This window comes from Segatella sinensis, assembly GCF_040095255.1.
GTDB lineage: Bacteria > Bacteroidota > Bacteroidia > Bacteroidales > Bacteroidaceae > Prevotella > Prevotella sinensis.
Genome location: NZ_JBBNGE010000043.1, coordinates 1 through 23,756, shown reverse-complemented (window position 1 = coordinate 23,756; position 23,756 = coordinate 1). Strand labels below are relative to the sequence as shown.

The window sequence follows — 23,756 nt, the reverse complement described above, 5'->3', positions numbered from 1 at the left end:
TTCTATTAAAAAAAATAATAAATTAATATTATTTTTCCTTTTAGAGCATATTATTTCCTATTTTCTACAGCAGAATAGCTTATTTTCAGTGCTTTTGCCTGGCGCAGTGCCTGCTTCACATCGGTAATCACTCCCATCCTGGTATTCTGGTCTGCCTTGATGGAAACGGTCATCAGTTTCTGGTCTTCAGGCGACATCCGCTTCTTCTCGGCAGAGATATAATCCTGCACATCAGAAGCACTGGCAAACTTGTCATTCATCTGTATCTGGGTACCTGAGCCGTATTTGCCCTGCAGATCCTTGGTTGGCTTTCCTATATAAATATGACTTACAGCCGACTTCTTGGTCAGGCGTGTGAGATTCTTTCCTTCCGGCATACGGCATTCCACCTTTAAGGTAACCTGTCGCATGTGGGTAACGATCATAAAGAAAAAGAGTACCGAGAAAATCAGATCCGGCAAAGATGACGTATTCAATTCCGGAACCGAATGTGATTTTTTACGAAAATTCATCATTTGGCGCCTCCTTTCTCCTGGGTTGACTGGGTTTCCTGTTTCTCTTCGGCATCAGCATCTACACTCTTGTCTTCATGAGTCATCGCATTGGCATACGACTCCGTAATGCGCTGAGGACAGATCTTACGCACCTGCTCCTTCTGGCCATTGTTCAAAAGCGCAAAGTCTCTATGATATTTCTTCTGGGCTGCCTCATTGCGAAGTTGCGCATAGGCTTCCATCAACTCATTCTGCATCTGGAAATAGAGGTTGTAGTTGGCATCACGGTCGCTCTCGATGGAAATCAGATGTTTCTTACCCAGGCGATGTACCAAGCGGACGGTTTCCTGCTTCAGATCTTCCAGCTTCATCGGCTGGTTGTTCACCAGCAGCGTATCTCCAGCCGTAAGATGAATCGCCATCAGACTGTTCTTATCCACCACCGATTCCTGCAGCTCCTTCTTCTGAGGTTCAGGCGAAGGCAGCTGGCGCAACAATCCCTTATCCACATCCATGGATGTGGTTACAAGGAAGAATATCAGCAGCATAAACGAGATGTCGGCTGTTGAGGTGGTATTCAATCCCGGGGTTTCGTTACGATTCCTTCTTATCAGCATTGCTTTATGATATGATACTAACTATTTTTTTTGATTGATAATTACAGGCTGTTACTGCTTCTTTCGGATATATCGGGTGGCACCGAAGCAAACGGCTCCAATGCCTGCCAGCAACATCAGCAGCGAGGTGATGACAAACATATCAGAAAGTTTCAGCCACAACCAGTCGGCGTAGTTCTCGCCATTGATGAGCATCGGATCGGAACCTCCCAAGAGGAAGGTAAGAACCAGAACTGCCAGCAAGATAAGCCAGGTGATACGGAAGATACGACGCACCGGCACACCATTCACCACGGCTTCCGACTTGCTGCTCCGGTAATCCTTCACCATCGAATAGACAGCCAAGCCTACTCCTCCTATCAGGAAAAGCCACATCAGGAAGATGAGCACATCAGTAAAAAGAGGGGCATTGAAGTCGGGGTTCTCATCGAAAGGCAAATCATAACCTATCAGATAGAACAGACCGAAAACCAGCACTGCTAAACCTATCATCAGACGGAAAACCTTCTGAGATATCTGTTCGGCAGACTTGTTACTTTGAACTTTGAACTTTGAACTTTGAACTTTCAACATGGAACTTTCAACTTTGAACGTTGTTTCTTCACTCTTCACTTATTCTTGGCGATAATATCCATCAAAGTTACAGCCGATTCTTCCATCTGACTGGTGAGATGTTCTACCTTGGAAAGGATATAGTTATAGAACACCATCAGAATCAAGGCTACAATGATACCGAAGATGGTAGTAATCAGCGCCACCTTCATACCCGAAGCCACGATGGTAGGACTGATATCTCCCGCCTGCTGAATCTGGTCGAAAGCCATCACCATACCAATCACCGTACCCAGGAATCCGAGGGAAGGAGCCATAGCGATGAAGAGCTTGATCCAGGAGCATCCCTTCTCCAGGTTGGCAGCCTGCACGGTGCCATATCCACTTACCGAGCGCTCGATATCATCGAGATGCTCATCTATATGCATCAATCCCTGATAGCAGATAGAAGCTACAGGTCCACGGGTATTGCGGCAAAGTTCCTTGGCACCTTCCACATCTCCAGCCTCTACCTTCTGGTCGATATCCTGCATCAGCTTCTTGGCATTGATTTCAGAAAGGCTGAGATAGATGATGCGCTCAATACAGAAAGCCAGACCCACAATGAGAGCGATGGCAACGAGCGACATAAAGCCGGCATTACCCTCTATGAACTTCGTCTTAAGAGCTTGATGAAATCCGATATTCTCGTCTTGTGCCATGACAGGCAGAGAACATATTACTGTGAAAATGAATATTGCGAAACGCGCAATAGCTGTATTTTTCTTCATAATCATATATACCTTATTATATATATAAAAAAGCGGAAAGAGGGGGATTCGAACCCCCGATTCCCTTTAGGGGAATACACGCTTTCCAGGCGTGCCTCTTCAGCCACTCGAGCACCTTTCCTGTTTCGAAGTACAAAATTATCACTTTTTATTCGAAAATCCACATATTCGTTTGCTTTTTACATTTCTTTAACGAAAATATAAGAGCGTAAGCCCGCTAGGCGTCCCGGCGGATTTGCAATCCGCCGTAAAAAAGGTTCGACCTATTAAAACCGGGGGATTTGTAATCCCCCCAACAAAAGGAAAAGCATACTCCTTTGCTGCGGATTGCAAATCCGCAGAGCCTAAATAGGTTAGGACATTTTTTAACGCCGGATTGCAAATCCGGCGAGACGCCTAGCGGATGTTTAACCCAGGGCAATGCCCTGGGTTAAACATCCGCCCTTTACCTTTCCCTTCGGCCGGTGACCGTTGGTTCAGGGCGTATGGCGTCTCCAAGAGCACAAGCCCGCTAGGCGTCCCGGCGGATTTGCAATCCGCCGTAAAAAAGGTTCGACCTATTAAAACCGGGGGATTTGCAATCCGCCGTAAAAAAGGTTCGACCTATTAAAACCGGGGGATTTGTAATCCCCCCAACAAAAGGAAAAGCATACTCCTTTGCTGCGGATTGCAAATCCGCAGAGGCTAAATAGGTTAGGACATTTTTTAACGCCGGATTGCAAATCCGGCGAGACGCCTAGCGGGAATAAAGAACTTGTTATCCCCTGCCTAGCGGCGAGACGCCTAGCGGATGTTTAACCCAGGGCAATGCCCTGGGCTAAGAGCTTCTGCCCTTTACCTTTCCCTTCGGCCGGTGACCGTTGGTTCAGGGCGTATGAATAAATTTCCAATTTTACTTCTCAGGAATAATCTCGAAGATTTCGGCTGAACCATCCAGCTGAACCTTCGCTGCCTTCTTCACCAATTCTATCTTGCAGAATGACTGGTTGATGCTGGTAGTTGCCAATACCTTACCCTTGGCATTCAACTGACGGCAAACGACAGAGCTGCCAGGAGCTACCTTCTGCAAGAATGTATAGCCTGTAACACCCTTTTCTACGCCAAAGGTGAGAGTTCCCTCATTTGTGAATGAGGTGCAAGGGTTCTCATCGAAACCATACATCGCTGCCTGCATATCCTTAGCCTCTACAGTAAAGCTCAAACGATCTGGGGTAGTTGGGTTCACCTCGAAGGTACGGACTGCAGCCCAGTTGCGCTTGTCAGACTTCAACTTCTTGATGCGGATATAACGAGCCTCAACAGGAGAATCGGTCTTCCAGTTGATGATATACTGCTTCTTCAACTCACCGGTAAGCGCCTTCCACTCCTTCTTGTCAAGAGAATACTCCAGTACTGTATTGTCGAAGTAATCCACATCATCCACAGAGTTACGTCCCTGAAGGATTCTTACCTCAGAAACAGAACGAACACAACCTAAGTCTGCACCAATCCAATCGCCAGTGTTCTGACCATTACCCGATGTATAATAGGTAGTAGAATCGTTGTCAAACATCGCCTTGCTCTGGGTAGTTCTCAAGGTTGCGTAAGTACCGATACCCTTATAGAAAGCAGGCACCTTGCCAGTCAACTTCTTGAAGAAGCCAGAAGCCATATCATCCATAGACTGCTCATAGAATGGCTGCAATACCATGGTTCCAGACTTATGTTTCTCGTAAGCAGCCACATCTTCCTTGCTCATACGGTTGTTGACATAGCCATCCCAGAATGCCTGGTCATTACCAGCCTTGTACTCCTTGATGAGCTGCATGGTCTTCAAGCCACGATTACCCAATTTGCCAAACTCAGTCAACCAAGGACGGAGTTCCTTCATCAACAAGGCATTCTTGCAGTTTGCCTCCATCTGAGCAGGTGCATTCTTCACCTTTTCAAATTCCTTCTGCAAAGCATTGAACTCTGCATCTGTAAAGTTGTCGATGCGGAAGCTCTTGGTTTCCCATGATTCGATACGGCGATAACCGGTTTCTGTATCGCATGAGTGCATGGCGAAGGTGCGATAAGCATCGTGTGCCTCTGGAGTCAGATCTACCAGACCACGCTCCCAGTTGTCGAGCGGATTATAGTTAGCGATATTCCATGCATAGTCAGCTACACCGTAGAGAGCCAGCTTGGAAGCCTCACCATGCTCCATTGGGTTGCTCACGAAACCACAGAGATCCTTGTTGGTCAGGTCGGTCTGCAAACCGTAGGTAGGACCCTGCATGATGATATGGCGTGCATAATCAGTTACTGGGAAGTTCCACCAGTAATAAGCAGGGCGCTTGATACGGGAGTTCACCCAGTCGAGAGTCTCGCGGGTCAAGTCACTACATACGACATCACCTGTCCAGAATACATTGATAGATGGATCGAGGGTATTACCGAAGATAGCCAGAGAACCGGTTGGTTTTGGATTCGCCCAGAGACGGGTATAATCGGTAGGACACATCACGAGCGGTGTAACATCGCCCTTAGCCTTCACAAACTCCTTAGCCAGGCGGTTCAAGAGTTCAGACTGCTTGACTGGATTGGCACCCTCGCCGGAAATATCATCAAAGAAGATAGCGAAAGAACGTACACCGAGGTCGTACATCAAGTCGAGCTTGTGAACCAGGTTCTGATAGTCTTCCTCGTTCCACTTGATGTCCTGTCCCGGATGGATAGCCCATACGAAATCTACACGGTTGCGACGGCAAGCCTGTACGAGTTCGCTGATGTTCTTAGCCTCTTTCTCAGGATAAGGCAAGCGCCAGTTAGGGCAGCTGTGATAAGGATCATCCTTTGGACCATAGAGATAGGTGTTCATCTTGTTCTTTCCATAATAATCAATGAGGGAAAGACGCACCTGATGAGACCAAGGCTCACCATAGAAGCCCTCTACCACACCACGGTTTGGAAGATCAGGGTAGTCGTTGCAAGTGGTATAAGGCATCTGGCCCTTTGCCATCTCGCTGTTTACAATCTGACGCAAGGTCTGCAAGCCATAGAAAGCGCCACGCTCATCGTATCCCACAATCTGGATACCCTTGGCATCTGCCTTCAGGCTGTAAGCACCCGATACAGGCTTCACTCCTGCTTTAGCTGCAAGTTTCTCACCGAAATCGATGGTCAGGCGAATGCCCTTGGCGTTAGCGGTCAGGAACTTCACATCATCAGCAAACTTACCTTTCTTGTCAATCACCTTGACACCTTTCTGCAGGTCGAGTCGGTTAGCAGCATCCACATTCAGGAGATGTGGTGTAGGACTCACGATGAGTCCGTGATGATCCAGTTTCTTACCAGGAATCATGTGCACGTCTTGCTTTTCAGAACGCTGGCCGCTCAGGTCTTGTGCCTGAGTGCCCTGTGCAAAAGCAGCCATCAGGAGGGCTGCCATCAACATTTTTCTAGTCATAACGAATAGTTGGTTTAGGATTTATTTTTATTAAATTTTATATATTTACTAAAGCTTTTGCCCTTACAGGGCGCTTTGCTGATTGCCATTATAACCCAGGGTGTTGCCCTGGGCTAGGAGCTTCTGCCCTTTCAGGGCGCTTTGCTGATTGCCATTATAACCCAGGGTGTTGCCCTGGGCTAGGAGCTTCTGCCCTTACAGGGCGTGCTGCTGATTGCCATTATAACCCAGGGTGTTGCCCTGGGCTAGGAGCTTCTGCCCTTTCAGGGCGCTTTGCTGATTGCCATTATAACCCAGGGTGTTGCCCTGGGCTAGGAGCTTCTGCCCTTACAGGGCGCTTTGCTGATTGCCATTATAACCCAGGGTGTTGCCCTGGGCTAGGAGCTTCTGCCCTTACAGGGCGCTTTGCTGATTGCCATTATAACCCAGGGTGTTGCCCTGGGCTAGGAGCTTCTGCCCTTTCAGGGCGTGTGGGGCATTTCCCTAGAAGTGAAAGACGCTTTCTACATTCTTATTCGTCTGTTCTGCGAATTCCTCCTCACTCACTCCGTAGGCTTTCGCCAGAGTCTTGAGCACTTCTATCACGAAAGCGCTTTCATTGCGCTTGCCACGATAAGGCACGGGAGCCATATATGGAGAGTCGGTTTCCAAAACAATGCGGTTCATCGGAACCACGGCTGGAAGATCTTCACGCAGATGACTGCTCTTGAAAGTAGAAACACCGCCGATACCCAGCACGAAGTTGTCGAACGAGAGGAGTTCCTCGGCTTCCTTCTGATTGCCGGTAAAGCAATGGAACACGCCGCCCGGCAGGTCTTTCTGATACTGTCTGAGCAGATGTACCATCTCGTTCTGTGCCTTGCGGCAATGAATCATCAGGGGGAGTCGGGTTTCTACCGACCATTTCACCTGTTCCTCGAATGCCTCCAACTGCTCCTGTTCAAACTCACGGCTCCAGTAATAATCCAGTCCGATTTCGCCAATGGCTATGAAATCGGAAATCTGTGGAGAATCGCCATCTATAGAATCACCAGTCTGACCGGTACCTTCAGTTATGCGATGTTCCTCCAATATCTTCCTGAGTTCAGCCAGCTGATCCTTCCAGTCTGCCTTCACCTCTTCAGGATGCAAACCGATCATCGGATAGGCATAACCCGGATATTCCCGACTCAATGCCAGGACAGCGTGCGTGGTCTTCACGTCGATGGCAGGCAAGAACACCTTGCCTACCCCTGCTTCCCTGGCACGAGCGAAAGCTTCCGCTCTATCCTCATCAAACTCTTCTGCATCGAGATGAGTATGCGTATCTATTACTTTGAACATTGAACTTTGAACATTGAACTTTGAACATTGAACTTTGAACTTTAAACTTGATGATTAATACTGGCGCTTCATCATTTTCTGTGCATACTTCGCCAACTCTTCCTTGCGATCAGCAGGTACATTCACAGCATCAAGATACTTCTTGCTCTGCTCGAAGTAATAGGCAATCTTATCCTGTGCCATCTTGTCGATACCGATCTCGTTATAGAGACGGGTAACAGCAGCCACCTTCTCATTGCGGTCGAATTCCTTGGCATCCACCCATTTCTGGAGTTCAGCACGCTGGGCATCGTTGGCATGGTTGAAGGCATTGATGAGCATGAAAGTCTTCTTGTTGGAAGTGATATCACCCCCAATAGCCTTACCAAACACCTTGGAATCACCATATACATCGAGGAAATCATCCTGCAGCTGGAAAGCCAAGCCGATCTGCTCGCCAAACTTATAGAGATTGTCAGCATCCTCAGCAGAAGCATCAGCCAGGATGGCACCAATCTTCAGGGCACAAGCCAGAAGCACACTGGTCTTGAGGCGAATCATCTCGATATACTCCTCTTCCTTCACATCATTGCGGTTCTCAAACTCCATATCATACTGCTGTCCCTCTCCAATCTCAAGGGCTGTAGTAGTAAAGAGCTTCATCACCTTGGCAAGATGCTGATCGTCGCACTGTGCCATTCTCTCGTAAGCCAACACCAGCATACTGTCACCAGAGAGGATAGCAGTATTGGCATCCCACTTCCTGTGTACAGTCTCATGACCACGACGGAGGTCAGCATTATCCATCAGGTCGTCGTGCAAGAGAGTATAGTTGTGATAAGTCTCAAGAGCTATCGCATTCATCAGAATCTTCTCAGGATCATTCTTGAAGAGATTGTATCCCAAGAGCATTAAAACAGGGCGAATACGCTTTCCACCTAAAGAGAGTACGTACTTCACCGGTTCGTAAAGCGACAATGGTTTACGATTGTATGGGAGATTTGCCAGGAAATCATTCACCATTACCAATAATTCTTCTGATGTCTTCATATCTATCATATTTCTAATTTATAATATCTGATTTATAATCTGTCTTGAAATTGAGTATTCAGTTATTTTATCTTTTATAACTGGAATACCACCGGAACAGCAATCATGGTACGGCACACCTTGTTCTTGTCCATACCCGGTTTCCATTTGGGCATCATCTTCATCACGCGGAGCGCTTCAGCATCAAGGGCAGCATCCACCGAGGTACTTACCTTGGTATTGGCGATGCTTCCATCCTTGTTCACGATGAAGGTTACCACCACCGTGCCCTGTACCTTGTTGTTCTGTGCCACCTGCGGATACTTCAGGTTCTTGGTGAGCCATTGCATAAATGCCGACCAGCCTCCCGGAAACTCCGGAATCTTCTGCACCACGGTAAACTTGATAGGAGCCTCAGCCTGTGTATCTGCCGGATCCACCGCCGTCTCAGGAGCCGCCTCCTTCACGTCAGCCCCTTCTACCACGCCCGAACCATCACCGATTACCAGCTTGCTGGTAGTAGTGCTGATCTTTTCCGGTGTCTTCTTGACCATTTGCTGCTCGGTAGGTTTCACCTCCTGGGTAATAGCCTGCGAGGCAGGTGCCTTCGCCATAGCCTCCGCACTCACCATATCTTTCTGGTCGGGCGGAGTTGACATTTCCATATCTTGCGAAAGATCTTCAAAGTTCTCAGCCCAGTCGTCATCTCCCTGCGGATTTCTGGAATATTGCAATCCTACAAAAAGAAGCGTAAAGGCAATAAGGAGTCCCAGCAGGAAAAAAGTTACCCGCTTGTCCTCCAACTGTGCACGATCTGATTTCTTTATTTCCACAATATCTATTATCTACTATTTGCAGACTTGTTCACCCGTTTTTGGGGTCCAAACTGCAATATTTTACATTCTCTTTCGTTATTTTCTACGAAAACATTGCAAATTTACGTCTTATTTCTCAAAAAAGCCGTATCTTTGCCAAAGAATTAGATATTTTAAATGAAAAAAGTTGTTTTTTCCATTATATTGACGCTTTTTGCGACAAAAATGGGGGCTCAAGAGAGTCAGACGGGGTATAACTTCCTCCGACTCCCCGTCAGTGCCCATGCTGCAGCCTTGGGAGGCGATAACATCACCTTGATAGAAGATGATGCGGCACTTGCTTTCCATAACCCAGCCCTGCTGGCGTCGGTGAACGACCGTACCCTCAACTTCAACTACATGAACTATATGAAGGGGGTGAATATGGCATCAGCTTCATTCAACCGCATCGCCGGAGAGAAGGCTTCGTGGGCGGTATCGGCCCAATATGTGGATTATGGCAAGATGAAGCAGACCGATGAGAACAACATCCAGATGGGTGAATTCTCGGCTAAGGATATCTGTCTGGCGGGTACTTTCTCCTACCTGCTCAGCGAACGCATCGTGGGTGGCATCACCGCCAAATTCATCACCTCGTATATCGGTGATTACAACTCCATCGCCATGGGAGTGGATCTGGGACTCAACTACTACGATTCGGAAGAAGAGTGGTCGGTTTCCGCAGTAGCCAGAAACCTGGGTGGACAGCTCAAGGCTTATGATGAAGAATACGAGAAGATGCCGATAGACCTACAGGTGGGTGTCAGCAAGCACTTCATCAATACTCCTTTCCGCGTTTCAGCCACTTTGGTGAATCTGAACCATTGGGATAAGGGAATCAGAAACCATGCGGTATTAGGTGCCGATCTGCTGTTGGGCGAAAGCCTCTGGGTGGGAGCCGGCTACAACTTCCGACGCCACGATGAGATGAAAATCGTAAACGGAGAAGATGAGACCAGCAGTCATGGAGCCGGATGGTCGTTGGGTGGCGGTATCAATCTGGAGCGCTTCCATCTCAACATCGCCTACGGCAAATACCATGTCAGCAGCAATAGTCTGCTGCTGAATATCGACTACAGATTATAGAATACGGATTATAGAATACAGATTTATAGAACAGATAAACTTTTCAGATTTAAAGACATGAAGAAGATTACAATAGCAATTGACGGTTACTCTTCTTGTGGAAAGAGTACCATGGCAAAGGATCTTGCCAAGGAAATCGGATATGTGTATGTAGATACAGGTGCCATGTATCGATCAGTTACGCTCTACGCCCTGCGCCACCAGCTCTTCGATGAGGATGGCAAGGTAAAGGTAGCAGAGTTAGAGGCTGAGATGTCCAACATCCACATCTCTTTCAAGTTCAACGCCGAAACCGGTCGCCCAGACTGCTATCTCAACGGTGAGTTGGTAGAAAAGGAGATCCGCTCGCTGGAGGTTTCCAATCACGTAAGTCCAGTGGCAGCCATCCCATTCGTAAGAGAGGCATTGGTAGCCCAGCAGCAGAAGATGGGCGAAGACAAGGGCATCGTAATGGATGGCCGTGACATCGGTACCACCGTTTTCCCTAACGCAGAACTGAAGATCTTCGTTACGGCAAGCTCTCAGGTAAGAGCACAGCGCCGTTTCGATGAGCTCAAGGAGAAAGGAATGCCTGCCGACTTCGAGGCAATTCTGAAGAATGTAGAGGAGCGTGACTACATTGACACCCATCGTGAGACCTCTCCTTTGCGCAAGGCTGATGATGCCATCACACTCGACAACAGTGAGATGACAATTCCGGAACAGAAGGAATGGTTGATGAAACAGTATCAAAAAGCCGCAGAAAAGTAACAAAAAGCTACTTTGTCGTAGAAAACCTGCAGAAGACTGCAAAAATATATTAAAATTTCAGTTTAATATAAAAAAACTGCCATTTTAAAGAATTGGCTTTGCAAAAAAACGTTGTTTTATTTATCTTTGCAGACATAATGACAAGGTAGTAATGATATAGATTATAAATTTTGAGTTAATTACTGTTTTTTGAAGGTGATAAGTCCTCGTGAGAAGATTTATCACCTGTTTTTATTTGATGAGATGAATCATCAGATTACCTGTTTTTCTTTATGATAAGGTATCCTTGATGATTTTCTCCTTGCATTCTTCCATCAGCCATTTAGGAGTACTGGTAGCACCACAGATGCCTACGGTATTCACCCCCTTCAGCCAATCCATATTGATTTCTTCGGCACTCTCTATCTGATAGCTGTTGGCATTCACGCTCTTGCACTCCTTGAAGAGCACTTTTCCATTGCTGCTCTTTCTGCCACTGACAAAGAGGATGACATCATGCTTGCTGGCAAAGGATGCGATGTTTGGCATTCTGTTAGCCACCTGGCGGCAGATGGTATCAAAGCTCTTGAAGGTTGCACCCTCTACGATATGCTCCTGACAATACTCGATGATGCGATGGAACTCATCCAGACTCTTGGTGGTCTGGGAATAGAGATAGATATCTCGGTTGAAATCCAACTTACCTACTTCCTTCAGATGCTCTACATCCTCAAACTTCTCTACCACGAGGGCATGACTCTCGGTCTGTCCTACCAGTCCCAGCACCTCGGCATGTCCCTTCTTTCCGAAGATGACAATCTGCGCCTCCGGATTGCTCACATACTGCTTCTTGATGCGGCGCTGCAACTGGAGAACTACCGGACAGGTGGCATCAATAATCTCAATATTGTTCTTCTCTGCCAGCGCATAAGTCTCAGGGGGTTCACCATGGGCACGAAGCAGCACCTTCACACCGTGAAGCTCCTTCATCTCCTCATGGTCGATAGTGATCAGCCCTGCCTCATGCAGGCGCTCCACCTCCATGCCATTATGCACAATATCACCCAGGCAGTAGAGTGTACTGCCCTTTTCCAACTCTTCTTCAGCTTTCTTGATAGCAGTGGTTACGCCGAAGCAGAAACCACTACCATGATCTATTTCTATCTGCATTACTTTACATTTATTCTAATTACAACTTTGGCATTCTCCGGATCATTGGTAATCATGAGAATACGAGGATGCTTGGCACGCGACTTCTTCAGATCGGTAGCCACGGCTGTCACCTTCATCTTCACGGTCTCTCCCGGTTGAATCTTGCTCTTCTTCAACTGTACCTGCAAGCCCATGGTAAACATCTGCATGCTTCGGATATCCAAAACCGACTTACCCTGGTTGCTAACCAGGATTTCTCCCTTCAGCTTCTTCTTGCCGTTGAAGCTTCCCAGATTCAGATCGGTAGTAGAGAGTTCCACCTTCGGAGCCAGTTTCTTCTGCTCGGCAGTCAACTTGTCGAAACTTGGCAGAAGAACGGCAGAAACCACGATTTCCTTCTCTGGAGCAATCTTGTCACCAGGACGCTCACCCAGATAAACAGAAGTCTGATTCAAGCCGAAATCACGCAGCTTCTTCGAATCCAGCACGAAGGTAATCTCTGCAGAACGGTGAGGAGCCACCCTGGATGGCGAAACCGTCGCCTGGAGATAGTTAGGAAGATGCATTACCACAGGTTCCATCATCTCCTCTGTAGGATTGAAGATATGGATGCGCTGTACCGGACGGTCGCCACGGTTTACGTCATCAAACTCCACCTCCTGGACATCCGACTTGAGTTCGCCAAGCAGTTCATTATATGGGCCTGCGAAATCTACCACATTACTCACTACCCTACCACGCATGGAGAGGATAAAAGGTTCCTCCGATGCATTGCTATAGAGACATATCTGCTTGTGGAAGGTGCCCATCTGCTTCGCATCATACACCGCCTTGACCAAGAAGCTGTCGCCAGGAGCCACACTGTTCTTCGGATACACAACCTCTGTACATCCGCAACTCTTATACACCTGATGGATGATCAGCGGTTTGCTGCCCTCATTCGTCATCAGGAACTCAGCGGTCACCGGCTTGCGGAATACTACCTGTCCACAATCCACGATCTCGTTCTGAGTACTTATCTTCTGTGCCGACGCAGACACCGTCAACAGCGATGAAAGCATCAATATATTCATTCGTTTCATACTATTCTATTCGTAATTATCAATCCTTATATTAATTATTAACTGTCATCTTATATGCCTCCGTACGACCTCCAAACTCCGGACTGTAGGTACACTCTGCCGTACAGGATCCCGATTGGTAGTCGCCCTTACGATCGACATAATATTCCATTTCTACGAAATGCTTACCTTTAGATAAACGATCAAAATAGAAATTTGTTGTATTATCCTTAGGAGAAACATAACATTCCATACCCCACTGGTAACCGCTCAGCTGATTGACAGGCTCCAGACAGGCTGCCCGCTTGTCCACAATCTTCACGAAATCGTAGTCACGGTCGGCAGTGATGATGAGTGTTACCTTCACCTTCTCTCCCACCTTCGCCTGCGCCTTGCCCCTGCCCTGCGATTCAGCAGGAACGATGACACGACGCACCTTGATGCCCGATTCGGCAGAGGCTATTTCGCTAAGCGGCTGCTTGAACTCTGCATACACGGCACCCCAACTGGTATAATCGCTTTTCTTGTTGATGCTCAGGGTAGATGCCTTACCCGCCTTTTCGGTCTTGACATAACCCAGCGTAGTAGAATCCTGCGGCATTGGCAACAGCTTGCCATCCAGTTTCAGCACGGCATTCTCAGCCTTTCTGTTCCAGTTGCTCTCATTACCCTTCATAAAGGCATAGACGGCATCCACGGTGTTCACCGGCGTATCCCAAGACTGGGTACGCTTCGACATCAGGAGCCAGCGCTGCAGTTCCTCGATGGTCTGCTTGTCGTTCGGCTTCAGCATCTGCATCGCCTCTATCACGGATACCTGGGTTGGTATCTTATAGTTTCTCCAGCTGTACAATGCCTTGCGGGTATCGTAGTAGCGGCCCATCTCCTCGCGATAAACGGCATATTCGTTCACGCTCTGCAGATATTCGCCTGCCTTTTCGCGGTAATCGGCATTCTGCTGGCTGTTCTTGGCGAGCACCACGGCAGCACGTGCCTTACCATAGATGGTGAAATCACCGGTCATCTTCGACATCTTTTCCAGGAGATAAGTCTTGTCAGCCTCCTGATTCTGCTTCATCTTTCTGCCATCCATCGAGAGGATGTAGAGATAATGCAGCGCCTGCTCGCTAGGACACTCCTTGTGCTTCTTCTCCTCCTGCTTCTTCATTTCTCTTACTTCCTGTGCTGTCTGCCAGGAGAGATAATTGATGGCGGAAGTCAGCATCTTGGCGGTAGATTTCTGAACGCCGGCAACGGCATTCAGACGAACCATCATTTCGGCTACCGACGTTGTCATGTATCTGCTGCCCTTCATTCCCTTCCACCAGGAGAAGGAACCGTCAGCATTCTGCAACTTCTTCAGTTTCTCCACCTGATTCTGCAAGCGAATGGTCTCCTGAGAGAGATTCTGCTCTGGCTGTTTTTCCAGCGAAAGATGCTTCTGGATATGGGTGGTGATGGTATTGGCGTAGATGGCAGACATCAGCGAGATGGCATCCTCCTCATCCGGATTGCTGATAGACGGCAGCGCCTTGACCATCAGCCAACTAGGATTGTTGGTATATTCCACGGTCACCTTTGCATTCTCTGCTCCCTTCGCCTGCTTACCCTCCTTGTTCAGGAAAAGCCTGCTCAGGTCGAAACTCTGCTCGCCCTGTTGGTGCAGGGTGATAGGCAGGGTATTCACCACGAGTTCACGATTGCCCAAGACAGGCAGATAGTGCTGTTCACCATCGCTGTAGCCATTGCCGGCTGCCACCACCTTATTAATATATACGCCTTCTTTCAGTCCCTGGACATCAAAGGAGATGGTAGCAGAGCCCTCGGCATCGATGCTGTAGTTCTGCGTCTTCTGCCAAACCACCTTCTGGGTTTCGGCATCCAGAATCTGCATGCGAGCATTGCCATTCACCTTCTTATCTGAAGTGTTGAAGAGTTTCACCACGATGGTGCTCTTATCGCCCTCACGCAGGAAGCGAGGCATGTTAGGCTGCACCATCACGGTTTTCTGAGCCACAGCCTCATCTACCAGGCATCCGTTTCTCATCTCCTTATCATGCGCCAATCCCATGAACTTCCAGGTTGTCACGCTCTCCGGCAAAGTGAAATTGATAGCCACATTGCCCTGATTGTCGCTTTCCAAGGCAGGATAGAAGAAGGCGGTCTCGTTCAGGTTTTCACGCACCTGCACTTTGTCGAGGTACTGTCCTGCATCTGAACCTGAACCGCCGGCAAACTGCGGCATCTCTTCTACTGCATCAAAAACCTTGTTGGCAGATGGAGCAGCAGCTCCGACACGGGCCATCTGATTTCCACGAGATCTCATGACTTTCGCTTCATCTCGAACCAGCTCGTCTTTCACCGAAGAATGCTTTTCTATACGAACAGCCTCAACAGTTCCGCCATAAGAACGTTCCAACTTGCTCAGTAGCACCGCTTGCATATAAGCAGAAAAGCTAAAGTATTTGCCATCAAACTTATCCACATCCAACTCCTTTTCATCATAATACTTGGTAGGATAAGTACCAGCCAATCCCATCTTATAATACTTCAGATTGCTCTTCCAATAGCAATCTGGCAACCACTGGCTGAATCCCAGCGACATTTCCCAGGTATGTTCAGCCAACTGGTCGAGCGACTTATCATAAAGCACACTCATCAGCTGTGCCTTGGCTGGCTTGCCGTCAGGAGTCGTCACATGCAAGGTCCACTTCTCCTTCTGTCCCGGAGTGAGACGGTCGCGGAAAGTCTTCCAGGTGATATTCAATTTCTTTTCCGGCAAAGGACGGGCGATGCTGATTTTTCTGGCATAGCATTCGCCGTTCTTCACGAAACTATAGTTGATCACCACACCCGAAGCATATTCCTCTCTGTAGGTGAATGGCAGGGTCACGATACTGTCACCCAATTCCCAGGCGCCTTTCTCCAGCAGTTTGTTGCCGGCGATGATGGAATAAACAATGTGCGCTCCGTTTTCAGAAGACCCCACCTGCACATATACCGGCTTTCCATCATGAGGGAAGGTCTTCGCCGTCTGGTAATACCATTCGGTGGTTGGCTCCATCGGATGGGTATCCTTGATGCTGAAGAGGGTGAACTTCTGCTGCAGGGTATCAGTTCCGCAGATTGCCTCCAGCTGATGAACGCCGGATTTCCAAACATGGGCAGATGATGCTGAAGAAGCTGCATATTCCTTGATGGCAACCGGCGCATTCGCCTCAGCCACCTTCCATTCACCACCATCAATACGATATTTCAAATTGCTGGCAATCGGCATTCCACTGGCATTGCGGTAAGCAAAGGTCACCGTCTTCAGACTGTCTGCCTCGATACGCTTAGGAAGATTCACCGTGAGGATGGTTGACTTGGTGCCCAGAGGCAGACTCATCACGCCCTCGTGGCTCTCGCCGCTGATATCGGTAACGATGGCTGAGACCTCGAAGTTGAAGAAACGGGCTATGCGCATGAAATCGCTCATATCAGCCTCGTCTTTTCCTGACAAGGAAGCCTCCAGCGGAATCTCTACGTCGAAGGTTCCGTCCTCACGAGTCACGCAACTGTCAGTCTTCACCAACTGTCCGGCAGAGCCTGCGCCCCACCACCAGAGCTGATTTCTGCGGGTCACCTGATACTCCACCTTGGCACCCTGCACAGGCACACCGGCATAGGTCTTTGCCGAAGCCTTCACCACTACGGTATCGCCCCAGGTATATTTTTCGTTCACCTTCGGGAAGGTAATCTCGAAGGTTGGACGCTTGTACTCCTCTACTCTGATATATTCTGTTGCCGTACCATTCACGGAGATGGAATACTGTCCCGTCTGTCCCTCCTTCGGCAATTCGAAATTCACCGAAGCCGTACCATATTCGTCGGTCGTAGCCTTCTGCTCAGCCATCTGCTTCCAGTTGGCGTCTCTCAGGATAAACTTCAGTTCCTTGCTCTTGCCTGGCACACTGGCATCCAAGCCCTTCTTCACGATGTAGGAAACGGCAGTGGCATGCACCTTCTGACCCGGGCGATAGATGGCACGGTCGGTAAACAACTGATATTTCACCTCATCATCCTTCTTCTCGTAATAGCGGGCACGTGAGAGGTAGATATCCTTGGCAGGCGCAAACTTATCTGCAGATGTGTAGATCAATACCTTTCCATCCACATTCTTGAAGTAAGCCTCGCCCTGGTCATCTGTCGTCATTCGGGCATGAATGACTCTCTTGAACTTGCCCGTCTTGTCGTCATAGTTTCTGTCATAGAGCACTATCTTCGCACCAGGAACAGGTTGACCGTCGGTAGCATTCACCACCACATAGCGATGCCTGTCATCAGGCAACTGCTGGATCATCACCGCCAGATTGCTGACATAGAAGAGTTCTCGCTGCGGAGCGATGCCGGTATTATCCGAAGTCACCTCCATCAGATAGGCACCCAGCGGCAGATTGCCACCGATTTCGATGGAATCCTTCACCGTTTCATAATCCGGACGACCGTAATAGTTGCGGCTGAAATCCTTCTGATGCAGCTTCGTGGTCTTCTTCAGGAGCATCTTATAGGTAGCCTCATTCTGGGCATCATATTCATTATCCGCTGTGATATTGAGACGGGAAAGCCGAATGTTCAGATTCTGGAGATTGCGCACATCCAGCTGCACCCAAGCCTTCTCCCCAGGTCGCAACACCTGCGGCATATCCTTCACCTGGAACATCGGTTCGGTGAGTCGCTTCTGCGCATTTCTCAGCACATTCATTCTCGACCATCCACCCCATCTATTCAGTGCATAGTTGATATAGTTGAGCTTATCCAGCGGTTTGGCATCGGTGGCACCTTCCATGAAGCGGAAGTGCTCCACGGCGAGTTCGCCTGCCTCCGGAATATCCTGATAGACGTGGATGAGCGAGTCGATGGTATTCAGATACTTCGACTTTCTGACCTCTCTTACGTCATCCTGGCGGTATTTCTCGATAAGCTTGTAGGCACAGAGACAGGCTGCACCCCGATTTCCCACCTTATCATAATAGGTGTACATCAGCAGATACGCCTCCTTGCTGTCAGCCTCGAAACCGATGAGATGCAGCAAATCGTTGTTGAAGGAACTGCCATCCACACCCTTCAGCGTCAGCGGCACATACCCGGTAGAAGCATTTCTGGCAAGAAGTTCAGGCTGTTCCAGGGCTTTCTTGAAGAATTCCTCGCTCTTCTTCCCATTCACCTCCCTATACACCTTGCCGAGCACGGCATATCTCACAGCCTTCAGCACGGGGTCTTTCGCTTTCAGTGCTTCCGTTTCCATCCGCTTCACATTGGGCGTCAGCGAGTCGGGAGAAATCTCTCTCCAGAGTATCGCCTGCCTTATCTCAGCCGCCAGCAGCTGGCCGTAGTCTTTTGCCACCGTGGCCTTGGAGATGATTTTCTTCATCACCCCTATCTCGCTCTTGGGCTGATCCTTCTGAGCGATGATATCAGCTTGCTTCCACAAGTTGTCGTAGGTTTGAGCCGTTGCTTGCAGCATGGCAAACACGGTTATGAGGAGTGTCATAATGTTTCTTTTCATAAGCCAATTGTATGTTATGTTAATCGCAAATTGTTAAACATCCAACTTTTCAATGCAAAAATACAAAAAATATCTGTTTTCTAACCTATAAACTGAAACTTTTTAGTATCTTTGCACCAAATTCATGCAAAATTCTAAAAATACACATTAAAAAAACAATGGCTGAGAAAAAGTATGGTCATTTTGATGACGCCAATCGCGAGTACGTGATTACAGATCCAAAGACTCCATGGCCTTGGATCAACTATTTGGGTAACGAGGATTTCTTCTCGCTTATCTCCAACACTGCAGGTGGGTATTCTTTCTACAAGGATGCCAAGTTCCGTGGTGGCGAATACCACATCGTGGTAAAGAACCCAGAAGGAAGGGAGAAAGGCGTGAAGCAGATTACGGTGGATGGCAAAGCCATCGCAGGCACCATCATTCCTTGCCTGGAAGGCAAGCACGAAGTGGTGGTAGAAATGTAACTGATTAATTCAAAATAATAATGAAGAAAATTTTATGTTTTGTGGCAGCTCTGGCTGCTACAACTCTTATCACAACAACCAGTACAAGCTGCAAGTTTGCACCCGATCAGCACGACGGCGACACGGTAGCTGCCAGCGAGTTCTATCCGGAAGATACGGCTGCCATCCATGCCAAGAAGAAGGCGAAGATGGCTGCTGTCAAGGCAGGCAAGGATAGTGTGGGCATCTACTACATAGGCAGTGGTTCCACCAAGGACATAATCCAGCTCGTCTCCTACCCTTCCCGTCGTGATACGATGATATTCGGCAAGACCCGCCACGTGAAGGTGAAGGGTAATGCTGACATCAACCACGTGGTCCGGGTAGATTACTACCTGCTCAACGGCAAGGATTCATTAGTGAAATATGTGGAGGAAGTGGAGCTCAAAACAAAGGAATAAAGCACCCCAAGCACTAAAAAAGGCTAGCATGCACAAACGCACGCTAGCCTTTTTCATATTTCATTCAACCAGGATTTCAAATCACTTAACTGAACTTTCGTAATATGCTAAAGCCTATCAACTAATCATAAAATCCCGGCTGCTTGTACTCTATGCCCAGCTCATCATCCACGGTAGCGATGACGCCCTGAATCTGGCCCATGGCAAACATGCGGCCCAGGAGGGTATAACCGGCATTATGGCCGTGGTTGCTCTCATCAAACACACCACCTGGCTCATCGGTGAAGGTCATGCCATGATCTACTCGCATAGGCAATCGGCGACCCGAATTGCACTTGCCTTCCTGCTCTGCCTTCTCGAAGATGCGGCAAAGCTCTATCAGATGGCCACGACCACCCAGGTGAGAAGCCTCGGTGAAGTTACCATCAGGGAAGATGTAGCAGGAACGAAGGTGAACGAAATGGGTACGGTCGGCAAACTGCTTTGCCATGGCTACACAGTCGTTGTGCTCACCGGCAGAGAAGGAACCTGCACAGAATGTCAGACCGTTGTGCTTGTTAGGCACGGCATCCAGCATCCACTGGATATCCTCGGCACGGCCGATGATTCTAGGCAATCCGAATACAGGATAAGGAGGATCATCAGGATGTACGCACATGTTGATGTCATACTCATCGCAGATAGGCATGATCGCCTCCAGCCAGTATTTCATATTCTCCTGCAGCTTCTTCTTGTCTATGCCATCGTAAAGCTTCAGCAGGTCGCGGAACTTCTGTACAGGAGCCGAGTCACCCTCGCTGAAGTTACCGGATACGAAGCCCTGGGTCTTGATGATGATGTTCTCTACCAAGGCATGATCCTGCTCTGGTGTAGAAGTCTTCTTGATTTCATCAGCCTCAGCCACGAGGTCTCTGCCCCACTTGTGCACCTTAGAGAACTCAGCCCAGTCCTCACGGGCACCTTCACGCTGGAGGATATAGATGTCGAAGTAGGCAAACTCGCCCCAGTTCATATAGAGGTTGTTGGCTCCGTTAGGATTCTCGTGTGCCAAATCGGTACGTGCCCAGTCCAAAACCGGCATGAAGTTATAGCAGATGCACTTGATGCCTTCCTCGCCCAGGTTTCTCAGACTCTCCTTATACACCTCGATCTGATGGTCACGGTCAGGACCGCCATACTTCAGGGTCTCCACCACCGGCAGCGACTCCACCACGCTCCATTTCATACCATAAGACTCAATGTACTCCTTCAGTTCGTGAATCTTCTCACGAGTCCAAACCTCACCCAGAGGCACATCGTGCAATGCTGTCACGATACCCTCCACACCTATCTGTTTCAGCTGGGCAAGCGTAATCTTATCCTTCTTGCCAAACCAGCGCCATGTTCTTTCCATATATCTTTATATATAATGTATGTATTTTTAAAATGAATGATTTTGTATCTTGCAGAAACATACTTGCACAAGACCTATCTTGCAGCAACGTACTTGTGCAATGTCTGTCTTACGGCACCCTTGCCGGCGAAGAGTTCCTTCACCATGCCTTCTATCTGCTCGCCGAAGCCAGCTTCGTAGAGATCGAGTCCGAATACGTCCTTGCGAGAATAGAGATTCTTCAGGCAAGAGTAGTCCTGATCCGCCTTGCCTACCTCCAGAGGAGCCACGATGGTCTGGAGTTCTGCCAGCAATGGGTCGGAAGATGGCTCAAATGGCTTCAGGTTATCATCCAATGCCATGAGATAGCGGGCGTAACCTGCCAGCACCAGCGGAATCAATATCAGATTATTCTTGTCGAGACCACGGTCGATATACTTCTTGATGGTCTCACCGAAACGGATAGAGAGTTTCTGACTGGTATCGGTAGCGATGCGCTGAGGAGCATCTGGCATGAAAGGATTAGGCAGACGCTTGTTGATAACGGTGCCGATAAACTCGTATGGGTTCAATACACCTGGGTCTGTAACCACCGGCATTGCCTCGATATAACCGATCTTCTGGATAAAGGCACGCAGGTCCTCATCTGCCATCTCGGCAGAAATCAGGGTATAGTCGAGCATGCAGCCATAGATAGACATCGCCGTATGCAGCGGATTCAGACAGGTAGTCACCTTCATGGTCTCCACCTCATCCACGGTCTTGCGGGTGGTATAGAGCGCACCGCCCAACTCCAATGGCGGACGGCCGTTGGTATAGGTATCCTCGCAAACGAGATACTGTACTTCCTCTGCATTCACGAAAGGAGCGGTGAAGGTATGCTTCTCAGTGATGATGGTATCATTATCCTCAAAACCATCCTCAGCCAGCATCGCCTGCACCTTCTCATGAGGACGAGGCGTAATCTTGTCGATCATAGACCAAGGATAAGTCACCTTCTTGTCATCGTTGATATAATCCAGGAAATCAGCCTCCACGATGCCATCCTTCACCCAGCGCTCGGCATACGCCTTCACGCCCGCCTTCACGTGGTCACCGTTGTGAGAGCAGTTATCAGTTGACTGAAGGGTAACCGGCAGCTTGCCCGCCTTGAATCTCTCGTAGAGGAGCGCAGTAAGCTTACCCATGGCAAAGACAGCGTCGAGACCACGAGCCAAATCGGCATCATTGAAGGAATACCCCTTCTCAGTAATGGTAAAGGTAACCATCTGCAGGCTAGGTGCCTGGAAAATCTGAACCAAGCGAGCCCAATCCTCACCAAACTGCTTGTCAGCCTTCAGACTCTCCGTGATAGAAGCGATGACCTTCTTCTCGATGGTGCCGTTAGACTGGAGGCTCACCAGGAGCGAGAGGTTATGGTAAGGGCGATATGCCTTGTCGATGATTTCGTAATCGAAGCTTTCCGCCACGATGACGCCACGGTCGTACTTACCGGTGTTGAGAGCATCGTTGAGGATAGCAGCAGGGAACGCACGGAAGATGTTGCCTGCACCGAAGTGAATCCAAGTAGGCTCATCGTGAGTCTTCTTGGCAACTGCTGCAATATCATAATGAGGAAGCTGATAACCTTTAGCTTCCCATTCTGCAGTCTGAAAGTTTTCAGAAAGAATGTCGTTCAGTTTCATACTTTTATATTTTTGATGTTGTTTTATGTATTCGCCTACAAAAATACGAAAAAACATCGAATCCCCCTCACATTTTCGCAAAAAAAAACAGAAATTGAACGAAAAGCAAACGCTTTTGAACAAAAAAGCATCCCCCATCCTTACATCAAAGTAAGAATGGGGGATGTTGGCATCTCCTCTTTATTATTTCCTCTGATATTTAAACATGCCAGTAAATTCAGCGTCTTCAGCTGTCAATTTAGAAATAGAATCATCAACCAAGTCTAAAAGTTCACGATTACCTTTTTGTATTGCAATCTTTCGCATCTTACAGTAGTTCTCATATTGATTCCACACCTTCAATTTTTCATCCAAGGCCGCCAAGCGTTTCTGTTCTTCACTTGTCAAATGCCCATATCGTTTCAGCAACTCTTCCTGTTCCTTAATATCCTGATCATATAGAGGAGCCTGTACACTTTCAACCCCAAAGAGTTCGCTTAAAAGAATTTGACTGACATCATAATTAGTAAAGTCAGCATTACAGGTTTTTATCGTGTCACCATCAAGCACAACAATTTGCGCAATATCAGAAGCACCTTGCAGAATAATAGGGCTATGAGTGGTAACAACAAACTGCACATTAGGAAAAACCTCATGCAGTTTACGCAATATTTCCCTTTGCCATTTAGGATGAAGATGCAGATCTATTTCGTCAATCAGGATGACCCCCGAAGCTTCCAAAGGATTCTCTATTCCCGGATTTCCTTCCGCCATACGCGATGCGATATCCGCCACCATAGCAATGATGATTTTATAGCCATCACTGAATTGTTCTAGTCGCAATTCTCTTTTTTTCACCCCATTCTCATATTCATCCATAACAAACCTAAGGGGATGGATCTCAATATGTGGATTTCTATATTTTCTATCCACAAAAGCTTCAATAGCTCTGCGCACTACCTGCAACATGGTAGAGTGATAATTAAAATCTCTTCTGCTTTCCCTCTCTCTTCTCTCTTCATCTTCCATCATATCATACCAAGCAAAGAATCGCTTGAAATCAGTAGAAGCCTCCAAGGATGAGTTATAGCAATCCCATTGATAAAAAACCTTTTGGAAACTTGGAATCTATGGCCTTCTGACCTCGCGATTCTGACTGGAACACGTATGTAAGCAGGTCGTTCTGGAA

Annotated in this window: 17 protein-coding genes, 1 tRNA gene and 1 pseudogene; 4 read left to right on the top strand and 15 right to left on the bottom strand. The window is 48.1% G+C overall.

The window, feature by feature from the left end; all coding sequences use genetic code 11:
- Window positions 1-50 precede the first annotated feature (50 nt).
- The 9 genes from AAAT87_RS11390 to AAAT87_RS11350 form a co-directional block, all read right to left on the bottom strand.
- Window positions 51-515: an ExbD/TolR family protein gene (locus AAAT87_RS11390; RefSeq protein ID WP_296971467.1), complete on the bottom strand. Its 465-nt coding sequence runs from the start codon at window positions 513-515 to the stop codon at window positions 51-53.
- Entirely contained in the window at window positions 512-1,111 is a 600-nt protein-coding gene (locus AAAT87_RS11385) for an ExbD/TolR family protein (protein WP_349226475.1), read from the bottom strand. Before AAAT87_RS11385 ends, AAAT87_RS11390 begins: the two co-directional genes overlap by 4 nt.
- 51 nt (window positions 1,112-1,162) lie before the next feature.
- A complete protein-coding gene (locus AAAT87_RS11380; RefSeq protein WP_298532439.1) occupies window positions 1,163-1,603 on the bottom strand; it encodes a hypothetical protein in 441 nt (146 codons plus the stop codon).
- A 116-nt stretch (window positions 1,604-1,719) separates the two neighbouring features.
- Complete coding sequence (locus AAAT87_RS11375) at window positions 1,720-2,433, bottom strand: MotA/TolQ/ExbB proton channel family protein (RefSeq protein WP_296971472.1); 714 nt, start codon at window positions 2,431-2,433, stop codon at window positions 1,720-1,722.
- 33 nt (window positions 2,434-2,466) lie between these two features.
- Window positions 2,467-2,554 (bottom strand) — tRNA-Ser (locus AAAT87_RS11370).
- 771 nt (window positions 2,555-3,325) lie between these two features.
- The gene (locus AAAT87_RS11365; RefSeq protein WP_428848589.1) at window positions 3,326-5,863 is read right to left on the bottom strand and encodes a glycoside hydrolase family 84 protein; all 2,538 of its coding nucleotides are present in this window, start codon (window positions 5,861-5,863) and stop codon (window positions 3,326-3,328) included.
- Between the two features lie 483 nt (window positions 5,864-6,346).
- Window positions 6,347-7,186, bottom strand: coding sequence for a TatD family hydrolase (locus AAAT87_RS11360; protein ID WP_349226474.1), 840 nt, complete (start codon window positions 7,184-7,186; stop codon window positions 6,347-6,349).
- Between the two features lie 54 nt (window positions 7,187-7,240).
- Entirely contained in the window at window positions 7,241-8,215 is a 975-nt protein-coding gene (locus AAAT87_RS11355) for a polyprenyl synthetase family protein (RefSeq protein WP_295025149.1), read from the bottom strand.
- A 74-nt stretch (window positions 8,216-8,289) separates the two neighbouring features.
- Window positions 8,290-9,027, bottom strand: a complete 738-nt coding sequence (locus tag AAAT87_RS11350) for an energy transducer TonB (RefSeq protein WP_295025150.1) — start codon at window positions 9,025-9,027, stop codon at window positions 8,290-8,292.
- Between the two features lie 159 nt (window positions 9,028-9,186).
- Between AAAT87_RS11350 and porQ the strand changes: the two genes are divergently transcribed.
- Both porQ and cmk read left to right on the top strand, forming a co-directional pair.
- Window positions 9,187-10,134 carry a type IX secretion system protein PorQ gene (porQ, locus tag AAAT87_RS11345; protein ID WP_295025151.1) on the top strand — a complete coding sequence of 316 codons (948 nt, stop codon included), beginning with the start codon at window positions 9,187-9,189 and terminating at the stop codon, window positions 10,132-10,134.
- 57 nt (window positions 10,135-10,191) lie between these two features.
- Complete coding sequence (gene cmk, locus AAAT87_RS11340) at window positions 10,192-10,884, top strand: (d)CMP kinase (protein WP_153089384.1); 693 nt, start codon at window positions 10,192-10,194, stop codon at window positions 10,882-10,884.
- 270 nt (window positions 10,885-11,154) lie between these two features.
- Here the strand turns inward: cmk and AAAT87_RS11335 are convergent, their stop codons facing one another.
- Genes AAAT87_RS11335 through AAAT87_RS11325 form a run of 3 tightly spaced genes read right to left on the bottom strand, consistent with a single transcriptional unit; the run spans window position 11,155 to window position 18,624 of the window.
- Window positions 11,155-12,033 carry a 4-hydroxy-3-methylbut-2-enyl diphosphate reductase gene (locus tag AAAT87_RS11335; protein WP_153129468.1) on the bottom strand — a complete coding sequence of 293 codons (879 nt, stop codon included), beginning with the start codon at window positions 12,031-12,033 and terminating at the stop codon, window positions 11,155-11,157.
- A complete protein-coding gene (locus tag AAAT87_RS11330) occupies window positions 12,033-13,097 on the bottom strand; it encodes a DUF1573 domain-containing protein (RefSeq protein WP_349226473.1) in 1,065 nt (354 codons plus the stop codon). The genes AAAT87_RS11335 and AAAT87_RS11330 overlap by 1 nt, the downstream gene beginning before the upstream one ends.
- A 31-nt stretch (window positions 13,098-13,128) precedes the next feature.
- A complete protein-coding gene (locus AAAT87_RS11325; protein ID WP_349226472.1) occupies window positions 13,129-18,624 on the bottom strand; it encodes an alpha-2-macroglobulin family protein in 5,496 nt (1,831 codons plus the stop codon).
- Between the two features lie 158 nt (window positions 18,625-18,782).
- On the opposite strand from AAAT87_RS11325, the pseudogene AAAT87_RS11320 reads away from it, so the two are divergent.
- Together AAAT87_RS11320 and AAAT87_RS11315 are read left to right on the top strand one after the other, a co-directional pair.
- Window positions 18,783-18,950, top strand: a pseudogene (locus AAAT87_RS11320) (hypothetical protein); the annotation flags it as partial.
- 161 nt (window positions 18,951-19,111) lie between these two features.
- On the top strand, window positions 19,112-19,531 hold the full coding sequence (locus AAAT87_RS11315) for a hypothetical protein (protein WP_295025200.1): 420 nt from the start codon (window positions 19,112-19,114) through the stop codon (window positions 19,529-19,531).
- Window positions 19,532-19,652: 121 nt separating this feature from the next.
- On the opposite strand, the gene uxuA is transcribed toward AAAT87_RS11315, so the two are convergent.
- The 3 genes from uxuA to AAAT87_RS11300 all read right to left on the bottom strand — a co-directional run bounded on the left by uxuA (window position 19,653) and on the right by AAAT87_RS11300 (window position 23,599).
- The gene (gene uxuA, locus AAAT87_RS11310; protein WP_295025201.1) at window positions 19,653-20,924 is read right to left on the bottom strand and encodes a mannonate dehydratase; all 1,272 of its coding nucleotides are present in this window, start codon (window positions 20,922-20,924) and stop codon (window positions 19,653-19,655) included.
- 74 nt (window positions 20,925-20,998) lie between these two features.
- Complete coding sequence (locus tag AAAT87_RS11305; RefSeq protein ID WP_349226471.1) at window positions 20,999-22,588, bottom strand: mannitol dehydrogenase family protein; 1,590 nt, start codon at window positions 22,586-22,588, stop codon at window positions 20,999-21,001.
- Window positions 22,589-22,771: 183 nt separating this feature from the next.
- Window positions 22,772-23,599, bottom strand: a complete 828-nt coding sequence (locus AAAT87_RS11300) for an AAA family ATPase (RefSeq protein WP_428848586.1) — start codon at window positions 23,597-23,599, stop codon at window positions 22,772-22,774.
- Between the last annotated feature and the right edge of the window lie 157 nt (window positions 23,600-23,756).

What these genes read in the sequence shown, in the direction of transcription:
- AAAT87_RS11390 (WP_296971467.1), bottom strand. Translation starts at nt 515, where the DNA reads ATGATGAATTTTCGTAAAAAATCACATTCGGTTCCGGAATTGAATACG.
- AAAT87_RS11330 (WP_349226473.1), bottom strand. Translation starts at nt 13,097, where the DNA reads ATGAAACGAATGAATATATTGATGCTTTCATCGCTGTTGACGGTGTCT.
- AAAT87_RS11360 (WP_349226474.1), bottom strand. Translation starts at nt 7,186, where the DNA reads ATGTTCAAAGTAATAGATACGCATACTCATCTCGATGCAGAAGAGTTT.
- AAAT87_RS11300 (WP_428848586.1), bottom strand. Translation starts at nt 23,599, where the DNA reads ATGATGGAAGATGAAGAGAGAAGAGAGAGGGAAAGCAGAAGAGATTTT.
- AAAT87_RS11375 (WP_296971472.1), bottom strand. Translation starts at nt 2,433, where the DNA reads ATGAAGAAAAATACAGCTATTGCGCGTTTCGCAATATTCATTTTCACA.
- AAAT87_RS11355 (WP_295025149.1), bottom strand. Translation starts at nt 8,215, where the DNA reads ATGAAGACATCAGAAGAATTATTGGTAATGGTGAATGATTTCCTGGCA.
- AAAT87_RS11315 (WP_295025200.1), top strand. Translation starts at nt 19,112, where the DNA reads ATGAAGAAAATTTTATGTTTTGTGGCAGCTCTGGCTGCTACAACTCTT.
- AAAT87_RS11305 (WP_349226471.1), bottom strand. Translation starts at nt 22,588, where the DNA reads ATGAAACTGAACGACATTCTTTCTGAAAACTTTCAGACTGCAGAATGG.
- uxuA (WP_295025201.1), bottom strand. Translation starts at nt 20,924, where the DNA reads ATGGAAAGAACATGGCGCTGGTTTGGCAAGAAGGATAAGATTACGCTT.
- cmk (WP_153089384.1), top strand. Translation starts at nt 10,192, where the DNA reads ATGAAGAAGATTACAATAGCAATTGACGGTTACTCTTCTTGTGGAAAG.
- AAAT87_RS11335 (WP_153129468.1), bottom strand. Translation starts at nt 12,033, where the DNA reads ATGCAGATAGAAATAGATCATGGTAGTGGTTTCTGCTTCGGCGTAACC.
- porQ (WP_295025151.1), top strand. Translation starts at nt 9,187, where the DNA reads ATGAAAAAAGTTGTTTTTTCCATTATATTGACGCTTTTTGCGACAAAA.
- AAAT87_RS11380 (WP_298532439.1), bottom strand. Translation starts at nt 1,603, where the DNA reads ATGATAGGTTTAGCAGTGCTGGTTTTCGGTCTGTTCTATCTGATAGGT.
- AAAT87_RS11385 (WP_349226475.1), bottom strand. Translation starts at nt 1,111, where the DNA reads ATGCTGATAAGAAGGAATCGTAACGAAACCCCGGGATTGAATACCACC.
- AAAT87_RS11325 (WP_349226472.1), bottom strand. Translation starts at nt 18,624, where the DNA reads ATGAAAAGAAACATTATGACACTCCTCATAACCGTGTTTGCCATGCTG.
- AAAT87_RS11365 (WP_428848589.1), bottom strand. Translation starts at nt 5,863, where the DNA reads ATGACTAGAAAAATGTTGATGGCAGCCCTCCTGATGGCTGCTTTTGCA.